This is a genomic window from Novosphingobium sp. PY1 (assembly GCF_017312445.1).
Taxonomy (GTDB): Bacteria; Pseudomonadota; Alphaproteobacteria; order Sphingomonadales; family Sphingomonadaceae; genus Novosphingobium.
Map to the genome: position 1 here is coordinate 227,268 of NZ_BLTI01000016.1, position 18,530 is coordinate 245,797.

Genomic DNA, 18,530 nt, shown 5'->3' on the forward strand with positions numbered 1-18,530 from the left:
ATGACACCCGAACAAAACGATATCCTGTGCCGCGTCGAGGGCGACGCGCCGATGGGGAAACTGATGCGTCAGCACTGGATTCCCGCGTGCATGATCGAGGAAGTGGCGGAGCCGGACGGTACGCCGCTGCGCGTTCGCCTGCTGGGCGAGAACATGGTGGTGTTTCGTGACACCGAAGGGCGGCTGGGCGCTCTGGACGAACATTGCCCGCATCGCCGCGCGTCGCTTGCCTTCGGCCGGAACGAGGAATGCGGCCTGCGCTGCCTCTATCACGGCTGGAAGTTCGACGTCGAAGGAAATGCCGTCGACATGTCGTCCGAACCGGCAGATGCGAAGCTGCGTTCGACGATGAAGACCAAGGCTTATCCGGTGGTCGAATCCGGCGGGTTCGTGTGGGTCTGGATGGGCGATCCGGCGAATGTCCTTCCGTTCGATCCGCCCAACTGGTCGGTCGCGCCGGATGACAAGATCGCCATCATGAAGATACACGGCGAATGCAACTGGGCGCAGATCCTGGAGGGGGCGATCGATTCCTCCCACAGTTCCAGCCTGCATTCCACCAACATGCCCACGGCAACCAATGTCAGCGGCTCCACGGCGACGGAAACCGCGTGGCTGCGCCCTTCGGCCGACAAGGCGCCCCGCATCGAGGTGGAGAAGACCAGCTTCGGCTTCCGCTATGCGGCCATCCGCAAGCCGATCGTCGACGCGGACAAGCAGGACTACGTCCGATCGACGCTGTTCGTGGCGCCGTTCACGGTCCACATTCCTTCGAACAACCAGTATCACCTCAGCCAGTTGCTGATCCCGATCGATGATGTGAACACGATGTTCTACTGGATCGCCTGGCACCCCACCAAGGGGATAAGCCAGGACGGGTGGCGCAAGTTCTGCGGCGCCGAGGTCGGCAAGGATGTCGAACCGATAACCTTCCGGAAGATCCGCAATCTGGAGAACAAATACCTTCAGGATCGGGCCGCCATGAAGGCGGGCGACTTTACCGGGATCTACGGGATACCCTGCCAGGACATGGCGATGTGGGAATCGATGGGCCCCCTTGCGGACCGCAGCGAGGACCGTCTGGGTTCCAGCGACAAGGCGATCTTCACATTCCGCACCGTCATGTACCGCGCGGCGCAGGCGGTGGCCAAGGGAGAGCCGGCCATCGGAACCACCGAGCCGCATGTTCCCCAGGTCAAGCTCATGTCCTTCGAAGGGATGGTTCCCAAGGGAGAGGACTGGAAGGAGCGCAATATCTCCGATGAGGAGAGGGCGCTGCGCACCGAAAGCGGCGGCACCGCGCAGGACGAGGAACAGGAAGTCGTTGCGTGAACGGGCAAGGCGATCTTGTTGCAGGATTGACCGCCGATCAGCTTGACCGGTTCGTGTCCTTCGCCCTTGCCGAGGATCTCGGCGAGGGCGGGGACGTGACCAGTGCGGTCACGATCCCGGAAGGCGCCCGCTTGCAGGCCGTCATCGCGACGCGTCAGCCGGTGGTTCTGGCGGGCATCCCCCTCGCTGAGGCTTTCTTTCGCCGCACTGACCCTGATGTAAGGATCGAGAGGCTGGCGGACGACGGTAGCCGCGTCGAGGCGGGAGCGCCCGTGCTCCGGCTGGAAGGCGCGGGCCGGGCCATGCTGGCGGCGGAGCGATCGGCGCTCAACACTCTGCAGCATCTTACCGGCATCGCCACCCTTACCCGGCGCTATGCGGACGCGATCGAGGGGACGGGCTGCACTCTGCTCGATACCCGCAAGACCATCCCCGGCCTGCGCGTGATCGAAAAGTACGCGTCCCGGATGGGCGGGGCGCAGAACCATCGCATGCGGCTGGATGACGGTATCCTGATCAAGGACAATCACGTCGCGGTGGTCGGCGGCATTGAAGGTGCCGTTCGTTCCGCAAAGGAGGCCGCGACGGGGCTCTGCCTGCAGGTCGAGGTTGACCGGGTGGATCAGATCGAGCCGGCCCTCAGCGCAGGGGCGGAGCGCCTGCTTTGCGACAACATGGGGCCAGCCCAGCTTCGCGAGGCGGTCAGCCTCGTGGCTGGGCGCGTTCCGATCGAGGCATCCGGCGGAATCACGCTGGAGACCATCCGGGACGTGGCGCTGACCGGCGTCGACTATGTTTCCGTGGGCCGCCTGACGCAAAGCGCACCCGCCGCTGACATCGGCCTGGATTACGCACTTGGATAGCAAGGATGCTCTGAATTGAAATTTGCCCCGGCCGGACGTGCCGAGCCGGATCAAGACAGCATGACTAGGGAGAAATGAAATGCATGATGCCGTGACTAGCCAGGCGGTCAACCTGGAGTCGCCAACCAAGAAGAGATACAATCACGGGCAATATCCGTGCAACGGCATATATGTTGCACCGGCGGGCAAGAAGCCGAAGACGGCTGTCATTGCTTCGCATTATGTCGGCGATTGGTCCACCCACTACCTTGGCCCCTACATGGCCAAGCGGGGATACGGCTTCCTGGGCTGGAACACCCGCTGCGTCGGCACCGCCGTGGCGACCGGCTTCAACCTTGAACATTCGCTGATCGACATTGGCGTCGGCGTACGCTGGCTGCGCGAGGTGGCGGGCGTGGAAAACGTCGTCATCATCGGCAATTCGGGCGGCGCCTCGCTGATGGGGTGCTATCAGGCGCAGGCGCTTGATCCGCATATCGATCCGGGCTCGGCACCGGCCGAACTGATGGAAAACCTCATTCCCGCGGACCTGTACATCTCGCTGGCGGCGCATCCGGGCCGGGCCAAGGTCTTCACGGAATGGTTGGACCCGTCGGTCACCGACGAGAACGACCCGCTCTCCCGCGATCCCGAACTCGACATGTTCAACCCGAAGAACGGGCCGGCGTACTCGCCGGAATTCCTGGAACGCTATCGGGCTGCCCAGGTGGCGCGCAACGAACGCATCACGCTGTGGGCCGAGGCGGAGCTTGAGCGCCTTCGCGAGGGTATCCCCGCGAGCGAGCAGGAACTGGCCGGCAATGCTACCTTCGGCGTAGCGTCGAAGGACGGGGTGTTCGATCGCTTCTTCGTGATCCCGCGCCAGTTCGCCGATCCGCGGTTCCTTGACCTGACGATCGACCCGTCCAAGCGGCCCGTCGGCTGCTACATGGGTGATCCCATGCAGTCGAACTATTCGGGCTATGGCCTCGCGCCGATTTCGTCGGCGCGCGAATGGCTGGCGATGTTCTCTCTTTCTCGCACGCAGGTGCGGATCGAGAACCAGCTGCCGCGCATCACCCAGCCGGCGCTGGTGATTTCGGCGAACCATGACCAGGGGTGTTTCCCCAGCCATGCGCAAGCCATCTTCGATGTGATCGGATCGGCCGACAAGAAGCTTATCTCGCTCGATGGCGCGCATTTTTTCGAGCACTCGGGCAGCCGCGACGAACTGGCCGATGTCATCGCCGGCTGGCTCGAAGACCACGGCGCGCAGCCAGTTTGAGGCTGGTCGTGGTGTCCTGACAACTGGGCATCGCCGGCGTGCTTGGAAACACTTCAAACATGAAGGTCCAGGCAACCCCGCCGGCGATGCCGCAGCGGAGAGTATGTCTTGTGAAGCACTTACTTCAGATCAATTCGAGCATCTTTGGCGAAGGCGGCCAGTCCACGCAGTTGGCAAATCGCTTCGTGGAATTGTGGCAGGCGATGGACTCGTCCCGGACCGTCACGGTCCGGGAACTGGCCGAGCGAACCTGTGCTACGCCGCCCGCCTGGGGTTGTGGGGACCGGGCACGGCCTTTCGCGACCGGGGCGGGTTCATGGCGGCGATGGAGGATGGCGGGATCGCCGCCATGGAGATCGTCGCGCGCGATTTGAAGGCCATGGGGCTCTATACCGCTCGCGCCTTGAGCTTCGCAGGTGTCGAATACGAGGCCTTCGAACACAAGCTGACGCCGGACCAGATCGCGATCTATGATGCCTATGCTGATGCGTGGGGCATCATACATCAGCACCTCGACGAGGCTCTGAAAGCCACTGGCGTCGTCGATCGCATGTCGGGCGACACTTTGAACTCGCAGGCCAAAGGATCCGCGCTCTCCCGGTTCGAATGCGCCAAGCAGCGATTCTTCAGCCAGGTCCTGCTCTCGATGAAAATGCCGAGCCTGATCCGGGCGATCGAAGCCGAAGTGGCGGCCGGCCATGCCGCCGTCGTGCAACTGGTGACGACCGGCGAGGCGGTGCTGGAGCGGCGTCTGTCAGGCCTCTCCGCGCAGGAGCGCGCGCATCTCGCTGTGGACGTTTCGCCCAGGGACGGGCTTGTGGATTACCTCAGAAATGCCTTTCCAACCCGGCAGATGCGGGTCTTCACGGCCAGTGACGGTACCGCCCGTTCCGAACTGATGGTCGATGAACACGGCGCGCCGGTGCCGTGCCGCGAAGCCATGGCTGCGCGCGACGATCTGATCGAGCAGCTTTGCGGCATGCCGCCCATTCCCGCTGCGCTCGATGCCTTGATCGCACACTTCGGCAGGGATGTGGTCGCTGAAGTGACTGGCCGAACCAAACGCATTGTTCTCGATCCGCACGGCAACCAGAAACTGGAAACGCGCAGCCCCGGCGCGCGCAAGGCCGACAGCGATGCCTTCATGGCCGGACGCAAGCCGATCCTCGCCTTTTCCGATGCCGGCGGCACGGGGCGTTCCTACCATGCGGACCTCGGCTGTGGCAGCGCCGGGAAACGCCGCATTCACTTCCTGCTTTTGACGTATTCCTCGTTGGATATCCTTAGCGCGGTACGGCCGCAGAGTCGACGGTTACGGGAGACTTGGCCGCGACACTTACGGCCGGGATCGGCTGCTGCTGTGTTGGCGGAGGGCGTAGCCCGGAGCCAACACAGCAGCAGCCGATGGCCTTTCAAATTCTGGGGTGCAGGGGGTTGCGGGAGCGAGCCTTATGGAGATCCTCAACTTGTCGCGGGCCGGACGGCGCGGTTGAGAGCAGCATAGTTTCGAGCCGCCCTGTTGAGATAGTATCGCAAGCTACGCCAGTCGGAATGCCCAAGTTCTTCTGCGGCGTCGATCAAGATCTGGTGGTCATCGAACAGGATGTCGGAACTCCCCTTTGCCAATGCATACAGCCGGAAGACGACTTCCTCCGCAAAGCAGGCACGCAATCGATGGCCGCTACCCCGAACGTCAGCCACGACGAAGGCATCCTTGACGATATCTCCGACTGCCTTGGCGGTTAATCCATCTTTGGTTTTCAGCGACAGCCACAAATATCCGTGAAACACCGGCCCGGAAGACTGCACCTTGGCGCGTTCCGACCATATAAAGTCGAGGGTCTGGTGGAGTAGTTGAAACGGCACCTTGATTTCGCGGGTCTTTCCGCCCTTCTCTATGATCTCTGCGGTGACGAATGTGCGGCCGCTCTGACGGAAGCGTTCCACCGCGCCGCGCATCTCCGTACGAGATTTCGATGATGTGCCTGCGCGCGTAAAATGTTCGTTGGGCGCGAGAATGCCCTCGGCGACCAGCGACGCCCGCAAGCGTTCGATCGTCAACGAGGCAACGCCCGCACGACGTAAGCCCACGTCTCGCATCCAGCGTGCGATCAGCCAGTTCCTCGCGGCGAGATAGGGATTATCCGGACTGGAAAGCACATCCAGCACCTGTTCGACCGCATCATCCGACGGCGTCGGGCGGCCACCGTTTTTGGCTTTTGCGCTATAACCGAACGTCACCTTGCCTGTGCTGGGGTCAGATAAACGGGCATCCAGACGCGCAACATAGTTTGCCGCGCGCCATTCCTCATGGCCCTGCGAGTAGCTGTGTTCCTGAAGCAGGTAACGATGGAAGCGTGAGATTACGTCGAGGCAGCGCGACAGGCGGCGACGCGTTCTGGCTCCCGGGTTTCCGAGCCTCAGACGTTCGAGTTCCGTTCCTGTCCAGCTGACAATCGAGTCGAGGCTTATGCTGCTCGTCGCGGGTTGCCCGAGTACGAAGTCCCACCAGGCGCAGAGAATATAAGCCTCATCTTCAATACTTCCCGGCGCCAGATGGCGCTGAACGGCCTGGGCGCGCAAATAGTCGAAGATCGGTTCGACCAACGCCCCGCCAGGATCGAGAACGAGCGGGAATCGCGGTAGACGATGCTTTTGCAGCACAAAGTCTTCGGATGCCCGCACGATCCTGGTACGGCCTAAGCTGGCCTTCATCGGATCGGCACAATGCGGGCGAGCTCGGATCGCGCTTCCGCAAGTTGGGCCTGGGCGATCTCCTTCAACTGTCGCTCACGGGTCAGAGCTTGTCCCATAAGTCGGTGCTCGCTGGAGAGGACAGCCATTTGCTGGGCGAGCGCCTGGACCTCTCGTTTCAGAGACTGAAGTTCCGTGCCCGGTCGTTGTACGGGTTTCAAGAGCTTGGCCGCAACCGTATCAAAACGCGCGCGCAATTCTGGATAATGACCGGACGGGGCCGGAGCTGCCAAATTGGGATTCGACCAGGCGGTGAGCCCCCGTTCCATATCGACCCAACGGGCAAGTTCTGCTGGCCCGCGTGGGCAATATTCTCCCTCCGGAAGGCCTCCCTTCGCAGCCCAGGATTCGAGCAATTCAACTTTGCGCTGAAAGGATTCCCTGGCAGCAGATGGTTTCATTTCTGATCGACTCCATGGAAACGGGCCAGGTGATCTTCGGCCGCTTGCCGTCTTTCGGCCATCCTGGCTGCCAGCACTGTTCCCGGGCACATGAGGCAAGCGCTATTGGCGCTTTCTATCACCTTTTCCCAGTATCTCCTGTTCTCGGCCAACTGCACATTGTGCGGGCATCCGGCGCAGATCAGATCTTCAGCGTACCGTAAATCGGGACCTTGGCGTCGTTGTGCCTCCGGATTCTTTCTTCGGGCCGCAATCACACAGCCCGCCACGCTGAGGTCCTTTTCCGAGTTACCACACGCGCAATAGGAATGGCCCTGGCCATTCGGTTCCAGACTTTGCGCCCCCGCAAACTCAATGAGCAGTCGATCGAATGTCGGCCCGTCTGCACCGTAGTCGCCGACCTCGGCGCGTGCTTGCCAATCAGCCTTGAGACGTTGAAGGTCGTTCAGGATCCTTGTCCCGGCCCTGCCGCTGAGTTGCTCATGACCATCGAGTGCCCGACGATAGATCTCGAGACGGAAGTCGAGGCCGACCTCCTCGAATGTTCGCAGCCTCAGGTCTTCGCGTGCAAGCGCACGCCTGGCCTGTTCAAGGTCTGCTCGGGCATGGTCGACAAGCTTGAAGAAACCTCCGAACCGCGCTTCGGTGATGTACGAACGGGTGCTGTCCGGATCATAGTGGCAAAGATATTGGGATAGGGCGGTCAGCGAGCGGTCCCGATACCGATAATAATAGACGACCGCGAAAAACCGACGGAACTGGTGTGGAGCGAAGGACCAATAAGTGCCGTCGGGAAGCGCAGGCACCTTCATCTCCTCGGCAAAGGCCAGCAAGCCGCGGCTGATGTTGGGGGTCTGGACCGACGGGGCCCTGGCGAATGGGTTGTGTAACTGTAGCAGCCACCGTGATCCGGATTCCTTGCGTGCGGTTGCACTCAGCCACATCAATATCTCCACGGCTTTTGCTACCGCCGCCGGGGCCGGAATCCGCTCCCGACCGCGGACGCTTTTGGCGATGAAGGTCTTGAGCCAAAGCTCACCGCCATCATCCTCCAGGCAATCATCTCGTAAGCTGAGAATTTCCTCGATCCTTCTTGCCGAGAAGGCCGCGATGACGATCACGCACGCAGTGGGAAGCAGGCGCAGGAAGATATGGTGGAGGCTGGTCGTGACATTGTTGATAGCCGCGCCATCGAAATGGCCGATGCTGGGAATGCCCAGTGCTCCATCCTCGCGCACATGCTTGAGCGCCGGACTGTTCCAGATGTCGTGGACCAGTTTTGCACGACGCCATTTGCCAGGCTCGTTCCTGAACCCTCGCTCGGCATGACGGACGTCATCGACAAGTGTCTTCAGATCGTCGGCGTAAAACAATACCCATCGAAGTGCGCGATCAATGAGAAAACAGGTTTGGGTTGCCGGCGCGGTCGGGGTTTTGGAAAGCGGTGCACCGAGCTTCCTGGCTAACCGGGCGGAGTCGATCCTTCTGTTGAATGGTCTATATCCAATCGGATCATGTGTGAGTTCTTCCTGGAGGCGGCCAAGTCGTTCCCAAACGCGCATATAGCGATCTAAGGATTGCCCACAGAATGTCTGATCTCTCTTGCGATTGTTTACCCGGTTATGAAGACAGGGGGTGATTTTGAGGCCGTTCTCAACGGCCCAATCAGCAAAAATCTTCGCCGCATTGTCCGATAGCTGTTTGCTATATTCGAAACCGGCCAGCCTGCTGGCCGCTTCGACGGAGAAAGTATTCGGGTCACTTTGTTGAACAGGCGGAGCGCGGCCGGCATGACGACATCTTTTAACGGCTTCTCGCGCCGCAGCTTCAGATCGGATCAGTCCTTCCATGCCGGCGTGCTTCAGGCTGTCGCAAAACTCCTCGAACCAGGCCTGTGTCAGATCCGACATGCCAGGAAGCCCACACGCGGTGCGCCAACGAAGGAATGCAACGAACCCCGCATATTCCTCCCGGATGGTCGAGGCAGAGCGGACCCAGGCATTCGGCCCGGTAAGCGCGTAATAGACGTATTTCTTGGCGGTAAGGAGATCTCGCCATTCGGCGTAGTCCGTCAGGCGTCGGTCTGGTGCGATCAAGATGTCGAACCGGATCGTCGTGCTCGCGTGCCGGCGTATCGTCGGGTTGTCGAGCTCAACCAACCAGGCATTATCCTCGAGAGTGCCGTCCTTGAGCCAGAGCGGCCTCGGGTTTTGCAGGAACTCGCAAAAGGCGGCAGCACCTGCCTCGCGGGCGTGTCGTGGCGGTTGATGGACCCGGCTCACCATAACTCGATGGCCCGCACAGTGCCCGCCGTCAGGCCGGCATCGACTTCGGCCTCCATCATCCTGAGAGCGCGACGGTGATGGGAGGACCGCAACCGATCAAGAATGACTTCGCAGAGAGCCTGGAAATTCAGCCAGACCTCGGCCCATCTTGCAGGATTGTTCGCCTTGAACGCTTCCTCCTGCCGGCCAAGAGATCGTTGGAAAAGGACAAGCGCCCGGATGCTATCGTTGCTCGGCCGGAACTGCCGGAAATGACAAGTCGCGCATTTGTCGATGGCCATGCAGGGTCCTGTATCCTCGTTGTTGGACGTCTTGGGGGCCGTGCAGAGAAAGCCCAGGCCCGTGGTTCTGGCGTGGTCCAAGGCGCTCTCGTGCGTCATCGATGTTCCAAGGGTATCGGCCGCTCCTTCGATGGGTTCGATGAGGCCCGCTTCTAATGCGGCTAGGAATGTCCGCATTTTTGAGGCAAGAAGGGCTTTGAACCACGGACGGCTCAGATACCGCATGGTGGTGGCTGAGTTCTTGTGCTGAGCCAATCGCGCCGCGACCGTATGTTCGAAATTGGCGCGCGCCGCTTCCAGTTGAAGGACCGTGGGCCGGATCATCTGGCGACGTAGCGGTAGCCGGCCAATGACGGGGTGCTCGAAATTCTCGGCCAGCATCGCCTGCCAGTGGTGATCGATGGCAGCGGTTGTCATCGGACCGATACGGTTGCGGTCGGATTTATATCCAGGCACGATCCAGAGCTTATCGGCAGTGGGCAATTCGAGGTATCGGGCCGTTGCCCGAATGCGCTCCGACAGCTTCTGCCAGGCGCGGATCGCTTCGGCACCGCTGAGATCGCCGTCGTTGTGGCGGACGTCAATGTCGGCGCCTTCCCAAAGGGTGCCTTCCTGGATTTCGCCACGGGCGCGCAATTTTGCCGCGGCGACGGTGATGATCCGGACTTTGCCCCGGTGAATATCACCGATGAAGGGATCTGCGGCGAGCCGGTCACAGGTCGATACATTGAATGCGGTGTCGATCATGACGATGGTTTGCGCAGCGAGCAGCAACCGAACGTTGCCCTCAACGTGACTGACGGCTTCCGTCCAGCCACCGAGCGCCGTGCCATGGCAGCCCAGCATCGTATTCTTCCAGTCGTTGAAACTCCGTCGATGCGGTTCCGCCAGCGCGAGATAGCGCACCATGATGGCCATGCCTCGCTGTCTGGCATTGGCACGATTCTCGTCGGAGAGCGTGGCTCTTCGGACGTGAAGCGCGCTCAATTCCTGGAGGAGGTCCTCTGGTGTCCGCGGTGTCGGTAGATCCCGCGCTGCTGTGAAAGCCTGACCAGTTTCCCACTTGGCTATTCCGGCGCGCAGAGTACGCACGCAGATTGCCCGCAGCGCATAAAGTCGTTCATCGTTGAGACGGATGACTTCGCGCCAGTCGAGCTGGTCGTATTTCGGTCGTACCCACCCTTGTAGATCCGTCGGCAGTTCGACCTTGTTGAGTTCGCCGAATGATGGAATGTTCCGTCCCGTCAGTTGCCCCCGGGCAACGGGTGTAAATCTACCGGGATCGCTCCAGAGGCCGGCGCGGGACAGCCGCCGCAGGCAACTGACAACGGCTTCGAGGAGAGCTTTCCTGGAAAGCAGGTTGGTGTTGTTGATGATTTCGAAGCACTCGATGTCGCGTAACCGTGACGCCCAAGCCTCGCCCACCTCGTACATGAGCATTTTCGTCAAGCGCTCTGACCGCCCGAGCTGGATCGAATTGAAGAATAGGGCCTCTGCAGATTCTGCGCATATTTCGGCCCTCAGAGCCACCCAGCGGAGAAAGCGGACGAACGCCCGAAAATAACCCGCAGTTGTCGACGCGGTACAGCCGATGAATTGCTGCTCCCACGCAGACGCGAGGCGCTTGGCCGCCGCGGTGCCATAGAGCGGAACCACCACGGCGAAATCGAAAATCCTGCCGTCGACCTTGACTTCGAAGCTGTCCAACGTACCCTCCAATCAAGCCTGTGAGGATACATATCGAGTCGAGCAGATTCGCTAAGCGGCTGTGTTGATAGCGAAAATCTGATTCGATATCGATCGCAAAACGCCAAAATCCTGCTCGAACCGGGCTGGAAGGCGGCGAGCGCCATCCAGGGGCTTGGGCGCACCCATCGCACCAACCAGGCCAGTGCGCCGGTCTTCCGTCCCGTTACCACCGACTGCAAGGGCGAGCGGCGCTTCATCAGCACCATCGCTCGGCGGCTCGACAGCCTGGGGGCCCTCACGCGCGGCCAGCGCCAGACCGGAGGGCAGAACCTCTTCAATCCGGCCGACAACCTCGAAAGTACCTATGCGCGCGAAGCCCTGACTCAGTGGTATCACCTGCTGCACGCCGGCAAGCTTTCCAGCACAACACTTCCCGACTTTACGAACATGACCGGTCTCAAGCTGGTCGAGGATGATAGCGGCGCTCTGCTGGAGCGCCTGCCGCCGATCCAGCGCTGGCTCAATCGCATCCTGGCGCTCAGGATCGCAGCGCAGAATGCCATTTTCGAGGAATATGGCGGCCTCATCCAGGCACGTATCGATGCCGCGCGCGAGGCGGGCACGCTCGATTTGGGCGTCGAGACCATTGTCGCCGAACGTATCGTGCCGCTTGGCGAGCAGGTCCTGCGTACCGATCCCGTCACCGGTGCGCAGACGCGCCTCCTGCGCCTGAAGCTGCACACCAAGCCTCGCACCATGTCATGGGCGCGGCTCACGCGCATGTGGGAAGGCAGTGAGGGCATTGCCTGGCTGAGGAACGGCCGCTCGGGCAAGGTCGCGCTGCGGGTTCCCTCCTGGTCGATCACCGATGACGAGGGGCGCCCGGTACCCATGTGCCAGCTTGTCCGGCCCACAGGAAGCGAACGCCTGTCCGCGCATGCCCTGGAGGGCACCCACTGGCTGCCGATCGAGCAGGATGCGTTCCGCACATTGTGGGAGGCCGAAGTGACGGCGGCCTCGGCCCAGCTCGATGTCGAGACCATCAGTCTGGCGACCGGCCTCCTGCTACCTGTCTGGCACAAGCTCCCATCGGACGATGTTCGGGTCCGGAGGATTACCGACAGGTCCGGCGAGGCTCTGCTCGGCCGGATCGTCATGCCGGCCGCCGTCGAGAAGCTTCAGGCCGAATTTGGCTTGACGGAATCCGTACGCCTGACACCGGCCGAACTGATAGCTGCCGCGCGAAGCGATGGCGGCGTGCTGGTTGCCGGGCTCGATGGTGTTCGTCTGGCCTCGGTCTTCGTCAACAACAGCCGCCGCCTGGAACTGCGCGGGGCGGCCCCCGGCGACCGCGACTGGCTCAAGGCCCGCGGCTGCTTCACCGAGGTCATCCAGTACACGACACGCATTTTCGTGCCCAGCGATCGGGCTGAAGAGGTGCTTTCAGCGATCTCGCGAGGCTGATCAGGCTTCGGCATCCACACCATCACGCCGCGGATCGTGAAGGGAGTGGGGGAGGGTAGGTGTGCCCGGTTGGCCGGGCGCGCATTTCTGAACCTCAAATATGGAGAACCCAGATGGCTGACCGGGCAAGTGCGTCGATCCGCATTGGCGGCGTGATTCCTCATTCGTGTATTTCCGGCCTCTTCGAAGCGATCGAGCTCGACGGAGGGCGAGCCGATTGGGAAGGCGAACCACTCGATCCTGCATCGCTGCGCCCCGGCGAGACTCTCGCGGCCTTCGCCTATGCGCAGCCCGGCGGCATGTTCGAGTGGACCGAGCAGTTCTGCGAAGACCATGGCATCGCCTTTGTGCGCGATTCCGGCAGTTGCAGCGGCGCGTTCGGCCCCGAGCGCGTGGTCTTTACCGGCACCGGCACGCCTGCACAGTTCGACATGACCGAGAACGAGGAAATCGTCCTTGCCCGCAGCATGATCCGCGCGCTGGGGACCATGGAGGCGATCGAAGCATGGTTCGACAGCGCGGAATTCCAGCCCCCGCCAATCAGCATCGCAGGAGGCATTGCGGACGCCGGCGAGAACGGGGAGACGGACAATGGCTGACTCATACGTGCAGGGCAGTTTCTCCTTCAGTTGCACCCATGCCGAACTGGCGCTGATCGAGGAGGCTTTCGAGGCGAGCTACGCCTTCATGGCCGAAGATACGCCCGCCGATCCATCGCCGGAGTTTCAGGCCGCCTTTCGGCCGGTCAAACCGGGCGATCCGTGGAGCGGGTTTCTTGCCATCTTTTCCGATCCGGATTTTCCGGACTTCGGCGTGGAATTTGAAGCCGAGAACCCGCGTGAACGTCCGGAGCTATCCACCGTCTTCATGTACTCGACGACCGACTTCCAGCCGGATGCGCTCGCGCAGCTGATCCGGCATTGCTGCCAGGATACCTTGCGCCAGGCGCCCATCGGGTTCGAATGGGCCTGCAGCTGTTCTCGGCCCCGTGTCGGGGAATTCGGGGGCGGGGCCTGCGCGATCTTTGCCGATGGCATGGTCTTCAAGACCACACGGGCCATGCTGAGTGACATGCTGTCGCGAAAATCCCATGCAGCCTCCGCCGCCGAAGGCGGCGATGGCTGGAGCGAGGATTCCGAATATCCCATCGTCGACTGGCAGGCCGAAGTGGCCGATGGCGGTACACGGCTCGGCTACTGGCCCTGGGTTGCCTTGGGCCGGGCCTGACCCTCCTTCTTACTCCATGAAAAAGGACACGATGATGCCATCCACCACCCCGGTGGAGGCGCCCGCGCGCCTCTACAGCGAGACACCCTACGACGAGTACGGCAATTTCTATTACCAGGGCGACCTCTATCGTCCCTCCGAGGATCTGGGCACATTGTGCCGCCGGATCGAGGCGCACCTTGCGAGCCATTTCCCTGAAATCCGCTTCGCCTTTCGCAGCGAGCGATTTACCGGTGGCCGCAAGATCACGGCCGAAGTTCTCGACGCTCCCGGCGATCTGTCCACGCGCGACGCACAGGAGACGTTCATCACGACGGTGCGGGATCAGATCGAACGCTTCGGCTTTTGCCGCACCAATCCGCTGCAGGATTACTGGAGCTGCTCGTTCTATGCGGAAGTCGCCATCGGGCAGGCCTACTGGGCGGCGCTTGCGACCCGTCGCGGGAAGGCCAATCCGGTCGATAATCTGGTCTCGCTCGCCGGCTTCAGGAAGCGCCTCAAACCCGGCGATACCCTCACTCTCCTGCACGCGCCCTTCAACCATCGGGCACTGGGCGCGGCGCGCAAGGTTATCCAGGTCCGCTCGCGCGATCTCGTGTTCGAAGGGCGCAGTTACTGCGACTTCCCGCGCGCCAGCAATTTTGCCTGCGATGGACGCCTGGTGCGGATCGCGATCGGGAATGAACACGATCCGGATGCGCATCTCCTCTACGAATGGCACGCCTTTGGGGGGTGACGCCGTGCGGGACAGGTCCTGCAAGCAGGCAGCGAAGGGGGAGGAGGTGGGGAAGGGCGAGTGCGGGGCAAGTGACGCTCCGGCTCATGTCCTTTTCCCATACGAGGAGCCCTGTCATGACCACATTCGCCCGTATCATCGAAAACCCTTCTGACGCGCCCGTCAGTGGTGGTTACCGCGTCGATATTTCGCGCGGTCAGAACATTGGCCGTGTATCGTCCGAATGGTTCTCCCGGCCCGACGATGAGCGCTTTCTTTCGCTTCCCGATCTCCACGACCATGTTCGCTCTCGCGCAGAGCATTCTACGACGCGCATCGTCGAAAGTAAGTCCGTTCGGGTCGAAGCGCGTAGCGACAATCCCGAACGCTTGGCGCTGATGGTGCCGGGCCAGGATGAACCGATCGCGCCCACGCACTGGTCGTTCGGGCAGCTTTGCAGTCTGGTTGGCGCGCCGGCATCCTATCTTCGAGGCCTGCCCGCTGCTTTGGCCGGGATCAACATGCAGCACGGACTATTGTCACATCGCAGCGAACAAATGAAGCTCTATGAAATGAAGGGCGAGAGGTCGCATTTAATGGCTGCAACGGGTTCCGATTATGGGAGGATATTCGATAAAGAACTTGTAGAAGCGATCATGAATATTGCTGGAAATGGAACCGGAGATACACGCTGGAAGGTGCCGGGTGTGCTCGACTGGTCAAGCATGCGTCATAATCCATACATCGATGTGACGAAGGATACCACGACTCTATACGCTTCGGACAGGGATGTTTTTGTTTTTCTCGTCGATGACACCCACCCAATCGAGGCGGGCAAGCTGCCTAATGGCGACCCTGATCTCTTCTTCCGGGGGTTCTATGCGTGGAACTCCGAAGTTGGCGCCAAAACCCTTGGAATTGCGACGTTTTACCTGCGTGCAGTGTGCCAGAATCGCAACCTTTGGGGCGTCGAAAACTTCGAGGAAATCAACATCCGACACTCGAAATTCGCCGCCAACCGGTTCGCGCATGAGGCAGCGCCGGCTCTGGCACACTTTGCGGACTCCTCGACCAGGAGCTTTGTCGATGGCATCAAGCAGGCGCGCGAGCGCATCGTTGCCCCCAAGGACGAGGATCGCGAGGACTTCCTGAGGAAGCGCGGTTTTTCCAAGGCCGAGACGGGCAAGATCATCGCCAGCGTGCTGGCCGAAGAAGGTCGCCCGCCCGAGAGCCTCTATGACTTCGTGCAGGGGATCACCGCCCACGCGCGGAGCAAGACCAACCAGGACGCCCGGCTCGAGATCGAGGGCAAGGCGCGCAAGATCCTCGAAAAGGTCAATTGAACCGCCACGTGTCGGCCACGCGATCCTCGCATTGGTCGGCACGTCTCCATCCCCATTACCGTTGGAGGTGCCTGTGGAATTCGGGCGCTATCTCGTGCTCAGCACATCGCATGTGTGCCTGAGCACAGCCGAGCGGCTCGATGCCTGGGCCGCGCTTGACCGCGCGCTTCGGCCCCTGGCTGTCGCATCGACCCATGAAGGCTGGTTCGTGGCCAGCCGTGAGATCCCCGAACCCTATCGCAGGAAGGTCCCGCAGGAGCTTTTGGCGGCCATGCGGTTCGCCCGGGATCTGGGGTGCAGCTACCTGCTGTTTGACTGCGATGCCGACACCATTGATGCCCTGCCGGTGTTTCCGTGGTGACTCCGGCCCTGCATTTGCCAGGAGCGCGAGGCACAGTGTGAGCAGTGAAACCATTACAGCCTTGCTGGCATGCATGACAACGGACCCACATTTCTGTAAATGGTGGTTTGTAGAAACTTGCGAGGTCCCCCATGAGTCGGCTCACCATCGATATCTCCGAGGAGCAGCACCAGAGCCTGAAGGCCCTGGCGGCCTTGCAGGGCAAGACGATCCGGCAGTATGCGATCGAACGGCTTTTTCCGGCCGATGGTGGCACCGATCAGGCTTGGGCTGAACTGAAAGAGCTTCTGGGCGAGCGGATCGGCCAAGGCCTTGCAGGCGGCATTTCAGGCAAGAGCATTGGTACGATACTTGATGACGAACTCGGTGAGGATCGCCGGGATTGACTCCCCCCTATGTCCTGACGGCGGCAGCGGAAGACGATTTGCGTTCGATCGTCCGCTATACGCGCAAGCAATGGGGAAGCGCACAGGTACGATCCTATATCGCAAAGCTTGAACAAGATATCGTTCGCCTTGCGAGCGGGCAGGGACCGTTCAAGGAGATGGGTGAGCTCTACCCGGGGCTCCGGTTGGTTCACTGCGAGCACCACTACATCTTCTGCCTGCCGCGCGGTGCTGAGCCGGCACTCATCGTTGCAATCCTTCACGAACGTATGGATTTGGTGATGCGTCTGGAAAGCAGGCTGAAATAGGCCGAGCCGGATGACGCTGCGGTGCCGCGCGATCCCTGCGCGGCAGGATCTGTATTACAGGCGCAAGCCTTGATCGTGGCTGCATCTCTCCAGGGAACGGGAGGGAGAATGGGATGGTGTGATGATGCGGGATGGACCGCATCGCTACATCGGAGCCTGTGCCATGTCCCTTCCTTCCACAATCCATGCTTCAGTCGGCCAATCGCTGATCGGCAAGGTCAGTCGCCTGTTTAATAACGGCGTCGCCGACGTTCTGGCCGAACTGTTGCAGAATGCGCGCCGGGCCGGTGCCCATGAGATCGACATCGAGGTAATCGAAGCCGGTGACCGCAAGTTTCTGGTTCTTCGTGATGACGGCTCCGGGATAGACGATCCCGCAAAGATACTCACGCTGGGAGATTCTGGCTGGAGCGGCGATATCGCGCGTAGCGAGGATCCGGCCGGAATGGGCGTGTTCAGCCTGGCCGGACGATATGTCGAAATCCGCTCCTATTCCCCGACTCTAGGTACGGGGTGGCGCGTTGTCATACCGCCCGAAGCCTGGGAAAGCGGTGCGCCGCTTTCCATCGAACCTTGCGATATCGGTTCCGGAACAGAAATCAGGATCGACATGCCCGAGGCGTGGCAACGCGATCTTCCGAGCGCGGCGTCGAACGCTGCCCGCCATTATCCGCTGCCGGTCCGGTATCGCGGCGACAAACTCGATCGCGAGGACTTCCTCGCCGGCGCGTGCCGGATCGAGGAATGGCAAGGCTGCCGGATCGGCGTCTACCGTGATCGCGGTTCGTGGCCCACCAGCTATCCCCGGTTCAACTTTCACGGGCTCACCGTCCTGTGCCCGATGCCGAGCGTTACCGAAGTCGGCGTCGACCGGTGCTGGCAGGTCCGTGTGGACATCCTGGAATCAGCAGTGCTGCACCTTGTCCTGCCCGCGCGGAAGGAAATGGTTCAGAACGCGGCGCTCGAAAATTTGCGCGAGGCGGCAGAACGGGCGATCTACCGGACGATTGCTGAAAGCCCTGGCCATCGCCTCGCTTACGCTCAATGGTTGCGCGCCCAGGAACTCGGCGTAGATCTCGCCGAAGCAGAACCCTGGTTGCCGGTTTGGCTGCCGCACACAGCTGACGGAATGCGCAATGGCGAATTCGAACGCATTGCAGATGTGCCGATGATCCTGTTCCCGGAACGTGGGCCGGCCATCGAGCAATGCGCCGCGCGCGTTCTGGAGCGCGGCGATCCGCTGGGCGGAAAGCTGGTGTGCGAAGTCACCGCGTTCACCGGCTATCGCTGGTATGACCGCCTGCCGCGCATCGCACGCTTGTCGTTTGCGATCTCGACCGAAGCCGGGATGTTCCGCTTCGAGGACGATCAAGTCCCGCTTACGGGGCTTGAGTCCGGGCGGGTAACATCGATCAGACTTGATGTTGCGGTCAGGCTGCCAGATCACGGTGAGGACAAGGCGTCTTCACACGTAATCCCCGCGGATGTGCTGATCTTACCCGATGATGGCTGGTCTTCCGACCTCGATACGGTCATGGTCCTGCTCGCGCAGAGCTGCACGATTGATCCGGAGGATCTGGCCATTCTCCTTGAGGATGCCTGCTTTTGTGCCGGAGACGACGCTGACCACGACAGCTGGGAAACCCAGTGGCGCGAATTCCGGATGCGGGCGCGGCAGGTCGCCAATACTCTGCTGCTTGGCGAGGACGCCGCAATTCTCGAGCGGATACGCGACATCGTCTCCGAGGAAGTTGCCTGGCTCATTCCCGCCGGACGGAAGGTGAACATTCTGACTGGAGAAGCCAGCGTGGAACTGTCCTTCGCCGATGATGCTGGAATGTGACGCGCCTGAATGAC

At 61.4% G+C, this 18,530-nt stretch carries 16 protein-coding genes and 1 pseudogene; 13 read left to right on the plus strand and 4 right to left on the minus strand.

The window, feature by feature from the left end:
• The 4 genes and pseudogenes from J3474_RS20710 to J3474_RS20725 form a co-directional block, all read left to right on the plus strand.
• Complete coding sequence (locus J3474_RS20710; protein WP_207095442.1) at nt 1–1,332, plus strand: Rieske 2Fe-2S domain-containing protein; 1,332 nt, start codon at nt 1–3, stop codon at nt 1,330–1,332.
• A complete protein-coding gene (nadC, locus tag J3474_RS20715) occupies nt 1,329–2,195 on the plus strand; it encodes a carboxylating nicotinate-nucleotide diphosphorylase (protein WP_242528517.1) in 867 nt (288 codons plus the stop codon). The genes J3474_RS20710 and nadC overlap by 4 nt, the downstream gene beginning before the upstream one ends.
• Before the next feature lie 79 nt (nt 2,196–2,274).
• Nucleotides 2,275–3,459: an alpha/beta hydrolase gene (locus J3474_RS20720; protein WP_207095443.1), complete on the plus strand. Its 1,185-nt coding sequence runs from the start codon at nt 2,275–2,277 to the stop codon at nt 3,457–3,459.
• 235 nt (nt 3,460–3,694) lie between these two features.
• Nucleotides 3,695–4,717: pseudogene (locus J3474_RS20725) on the plus strand (strawberry notch-like NTP hydrolase domain-containing protein); the annotation flags it as partial.
• A gap of 203 nt (nt 4,718–4,920) precedes the next feature.
• Here the strand turns inward: J3474_RS20725 and J3474_RS20730 are convergent.
• The 4 genes from J3474_RS20730 to J3474_RS20745 all read right to left on the minus strand — a co-directional run bounded on the left by J3474_RS20730 (nt 4,921) and on the right by J3474_RS20745 (nt 10,887).
• Entirely contained in the window at nt 4,921–6,174 is a 1,254-nt protein-coding gene (locus J3474_RS20730; RefSeq protein WP_037554234.1) for a site-specific integrase, read from the minus strand.
• The gene (locus J3474_RS20735) at nt 6,171–6,614 is read right to left on the minus strand and encodes a hypothetical protein (protein ID WP_152567572.1); all 444 of its coding nucleotides are present in this window, start codon (nt 6,612–6,614) and stop codon (nt 6,171–6,173) included. Before J3474_RS20735 ends, J3474_RS20730 begins: the two co-directional genes overlap by 4 nt.
• Nucleotides 6,611–8,773: a site-specific integrase gene (locus J3474_RS20740; protein WP_207095444.1), complete on the minus strand. Its 2,163-nt coding sequence runs from the start codon at nt 8,771–8,773 to the stop codon at nt 6,611–6,613. The genes J3474_RS20735 and J3474_RS20740 overlap by 4 nt, the downstream gene beginning before the upstream one ends.
• Nucleotides 8,774–8,892: 119 nt before the next feature.
• The gene (locus tag J3474_RS20745; RefSeq protein ID WP_054946292.1) at nt 8,893–10,887 is read right to left on the minus strand and encodes a hypothetical protein; all 1,995 of its coding nucleotides are present in this window, start codon (nt 10,885–10,887) and stop codon (nt 8,893–8,895) included.
• A gap of 81 nt (nt 10,888–10,968) precedes the next feature.
• Between J3474_RS20745 and J3474_RS20750 the strand changes: the two genes are divergently transcribed.
• The 9 genes from J3474_RS20750 to J3474_RS20790 all read left to right on the plus strand — a co-directional run bounded on the left by J3474_RS20750 (nt 10,969) and on the right by J3474_RS20790 (nt 18,516).
• Nucleotides 10,969–12,333: a strawberry notch C-terminal domain-containing protein gene (locus J3474_RS20750; RefSeq protein ID WP_376706549.1), complete on the plus strand. Its 1,365-nt coding sequence runs from the start codon at nt 10,969–10,971 to the stop codon at nt 12,331–12,333.
• 113 nt (nt 12,334–12,446) lie between these two features.
• Nucleotides 12,447–12,932 carry a hypothetical protein gene (locus J3474_RS20755; RefSeq protein WP_207095445.1) on the plus strand — a complete coding sequence of 162 codons (486 nt, stop codon included), beginning with the start codon at nt 12,447–12,449 and terminating at the stop codon, nt 12,930–12,932.
• Nucleotides 12,925–13,560, plus strand: a complete 636-nt coding sequence (locus J3474_RS20760; protein ID WP_207095446.1) for a hypothetical protein — start codon at nt 12,925–12,927, stop codon at nt 13,558–13,560. The genes J3474_RS20755 and J3474_RS20760 overlap by 8 nt, the downstream gene beginning before the upstream one ends.
• Before the next feature lie 34 nt (nt 13,561–13,594).
• Nucleotides 13,595–14,296: a hypothetical protein gene (locus tag J3474_RS20765; protein ID WP_207095476.1), complete on the plus strand. Its 702-nt coding sequence runs from the start codon at nt 13,595–13,597 to the stop codon at nt 14,294–14,296.
• A 116-nt stretch (nt 14,297–14,412) separates the two neighbouring features.
• Entirely contained in the window at nt 14,413–15,618 is a 1,206-nt protein-coding gene (locus tag J3474_RS20770) for a DUF932 domain-containing protein (RefSeq protein ID WP_207095447.1), read from the plus strand.
• 73 nt (nt 15,619–15,691) lie between these two features.
• The gene (locus tag J3474_RS20775) at nt 15,692–15,979 is read left to right on the plus strand and encodes a hypothetical protein (protein WP_207095448.1); all 288 of its coding nucleotides are present in this window, start codon (nt 15,692–15,694) and stop codon (nt 15,977–15,979) included.
• A 131-nt stretch (nt 15,980–16,110) separates the two neighbouring features.
• A complete protein-coding gene (locus J3474_RS20780; protein WP_207095449.1) occupies nt 16,111–16,365 on the plus strand; it encodes an antitoxin in 255 nt (84 codons plus the stop codon).
• Nucleotides 16,362–16,673 carry a type II toxin-antitoxin system RelE/ParE family toxin gene (locus tag J3474_RS20785; protein WP_207095450.1) on the plus strand — a complete coding sequence of 104 codons (312 nt, stop codon included), beginning with the start codon at nt 16,362–16,364 and terminating at the stop codon, nt 16,671–16,673. The genes J3474_RS20780 and J3474_RS20785 overlap by 4 nt, the downstream gene beginning before the upstream one ends.
• 163 nt (nt 16,674–16,836) lie before the next feature.
• A complete protein-coding gene (locus J3474_RS20790) occupies nt 16,837–18,516 on the plus strand; it encodes an ATP-binding protein (protein ID WP_207095451.1) in 1,680 nt (559 codons plus the stop codon).
• Nucleotides 18,517–18,530 lie beyond the last annotated feature (14 nt).

Bases quoted from the DNA above. Each gene is read 5' to 3' on its own strand.
- J3474_RS20710 (WP_207095442.1), top strand. From the start codon at position 1: ATGACACCCGAACAAAACGATATCCTGTGCCGCGTCGAGGGCGACGCG.
- J3474_RS20720 (WP_207095443.1), top strand. From the start codon at position 2,275: ATGCATGATGCCGTGACTAGCCAGGCGGTCAACCTGGAGTCGCCAACC.
- J3474_RS20730 (WP_037554234.1), bottom strand. From the start codon at position 6,174: ATGAAGGCCAGCTTAGGCCGTACCAGGATCGTGCGGGCATCCGAAGAC.
- J3474_RS20735 (WP_152567572.1), bottom strand. From the start codon at position 6,614: ATGAAACCATCTGCTGCCAGGGAATCCTTTCAGCGCAAAGTTGAATTG.
- J3474_RS20755 (WP_207095445.1), top strand. From the start codon at position 12,447: ATGGCTGACCGGGCAAGTGCGTCGATCCGCATTGGCGGCGTGATTCCT.
- J3474_RS20760 (WP_207095446.1), top strand. From the start codon at position 12,925: ATGGCTGACTCATACGTGCAGGGCAGTTTCTCCTTCAGTTGCACCCAT.
- J3474_RS20765 (WP_207095476.1), top strand. From the start codon at position 13,595: ATGCCATCCACCACCCCGGTGGAGGCGCCCGCGCGCCTCTACAGCGAG.
- J3474_RS20770 (WP_207095447.1), top strand. From the start codon at position 14,413: ATGACCACATTCGCCCGTATCATCGAAAACCCTTCTGACGCGCCCGTC.
- J3474_RS20780 (WP_207095449.1), top strand. From the start codon at position 16,111: ATGAGTCGGCTCACCATCGATATCTCCGAGGAGCAGCACCAGAGCCTG.
- J3474_RS20790 (WP_207095451.1), top strand. From the start codon at position 16,837: ATGTCCCTTCCTTCCACAATCCATGCTTCAGTCGGCCAATCGCTGATC.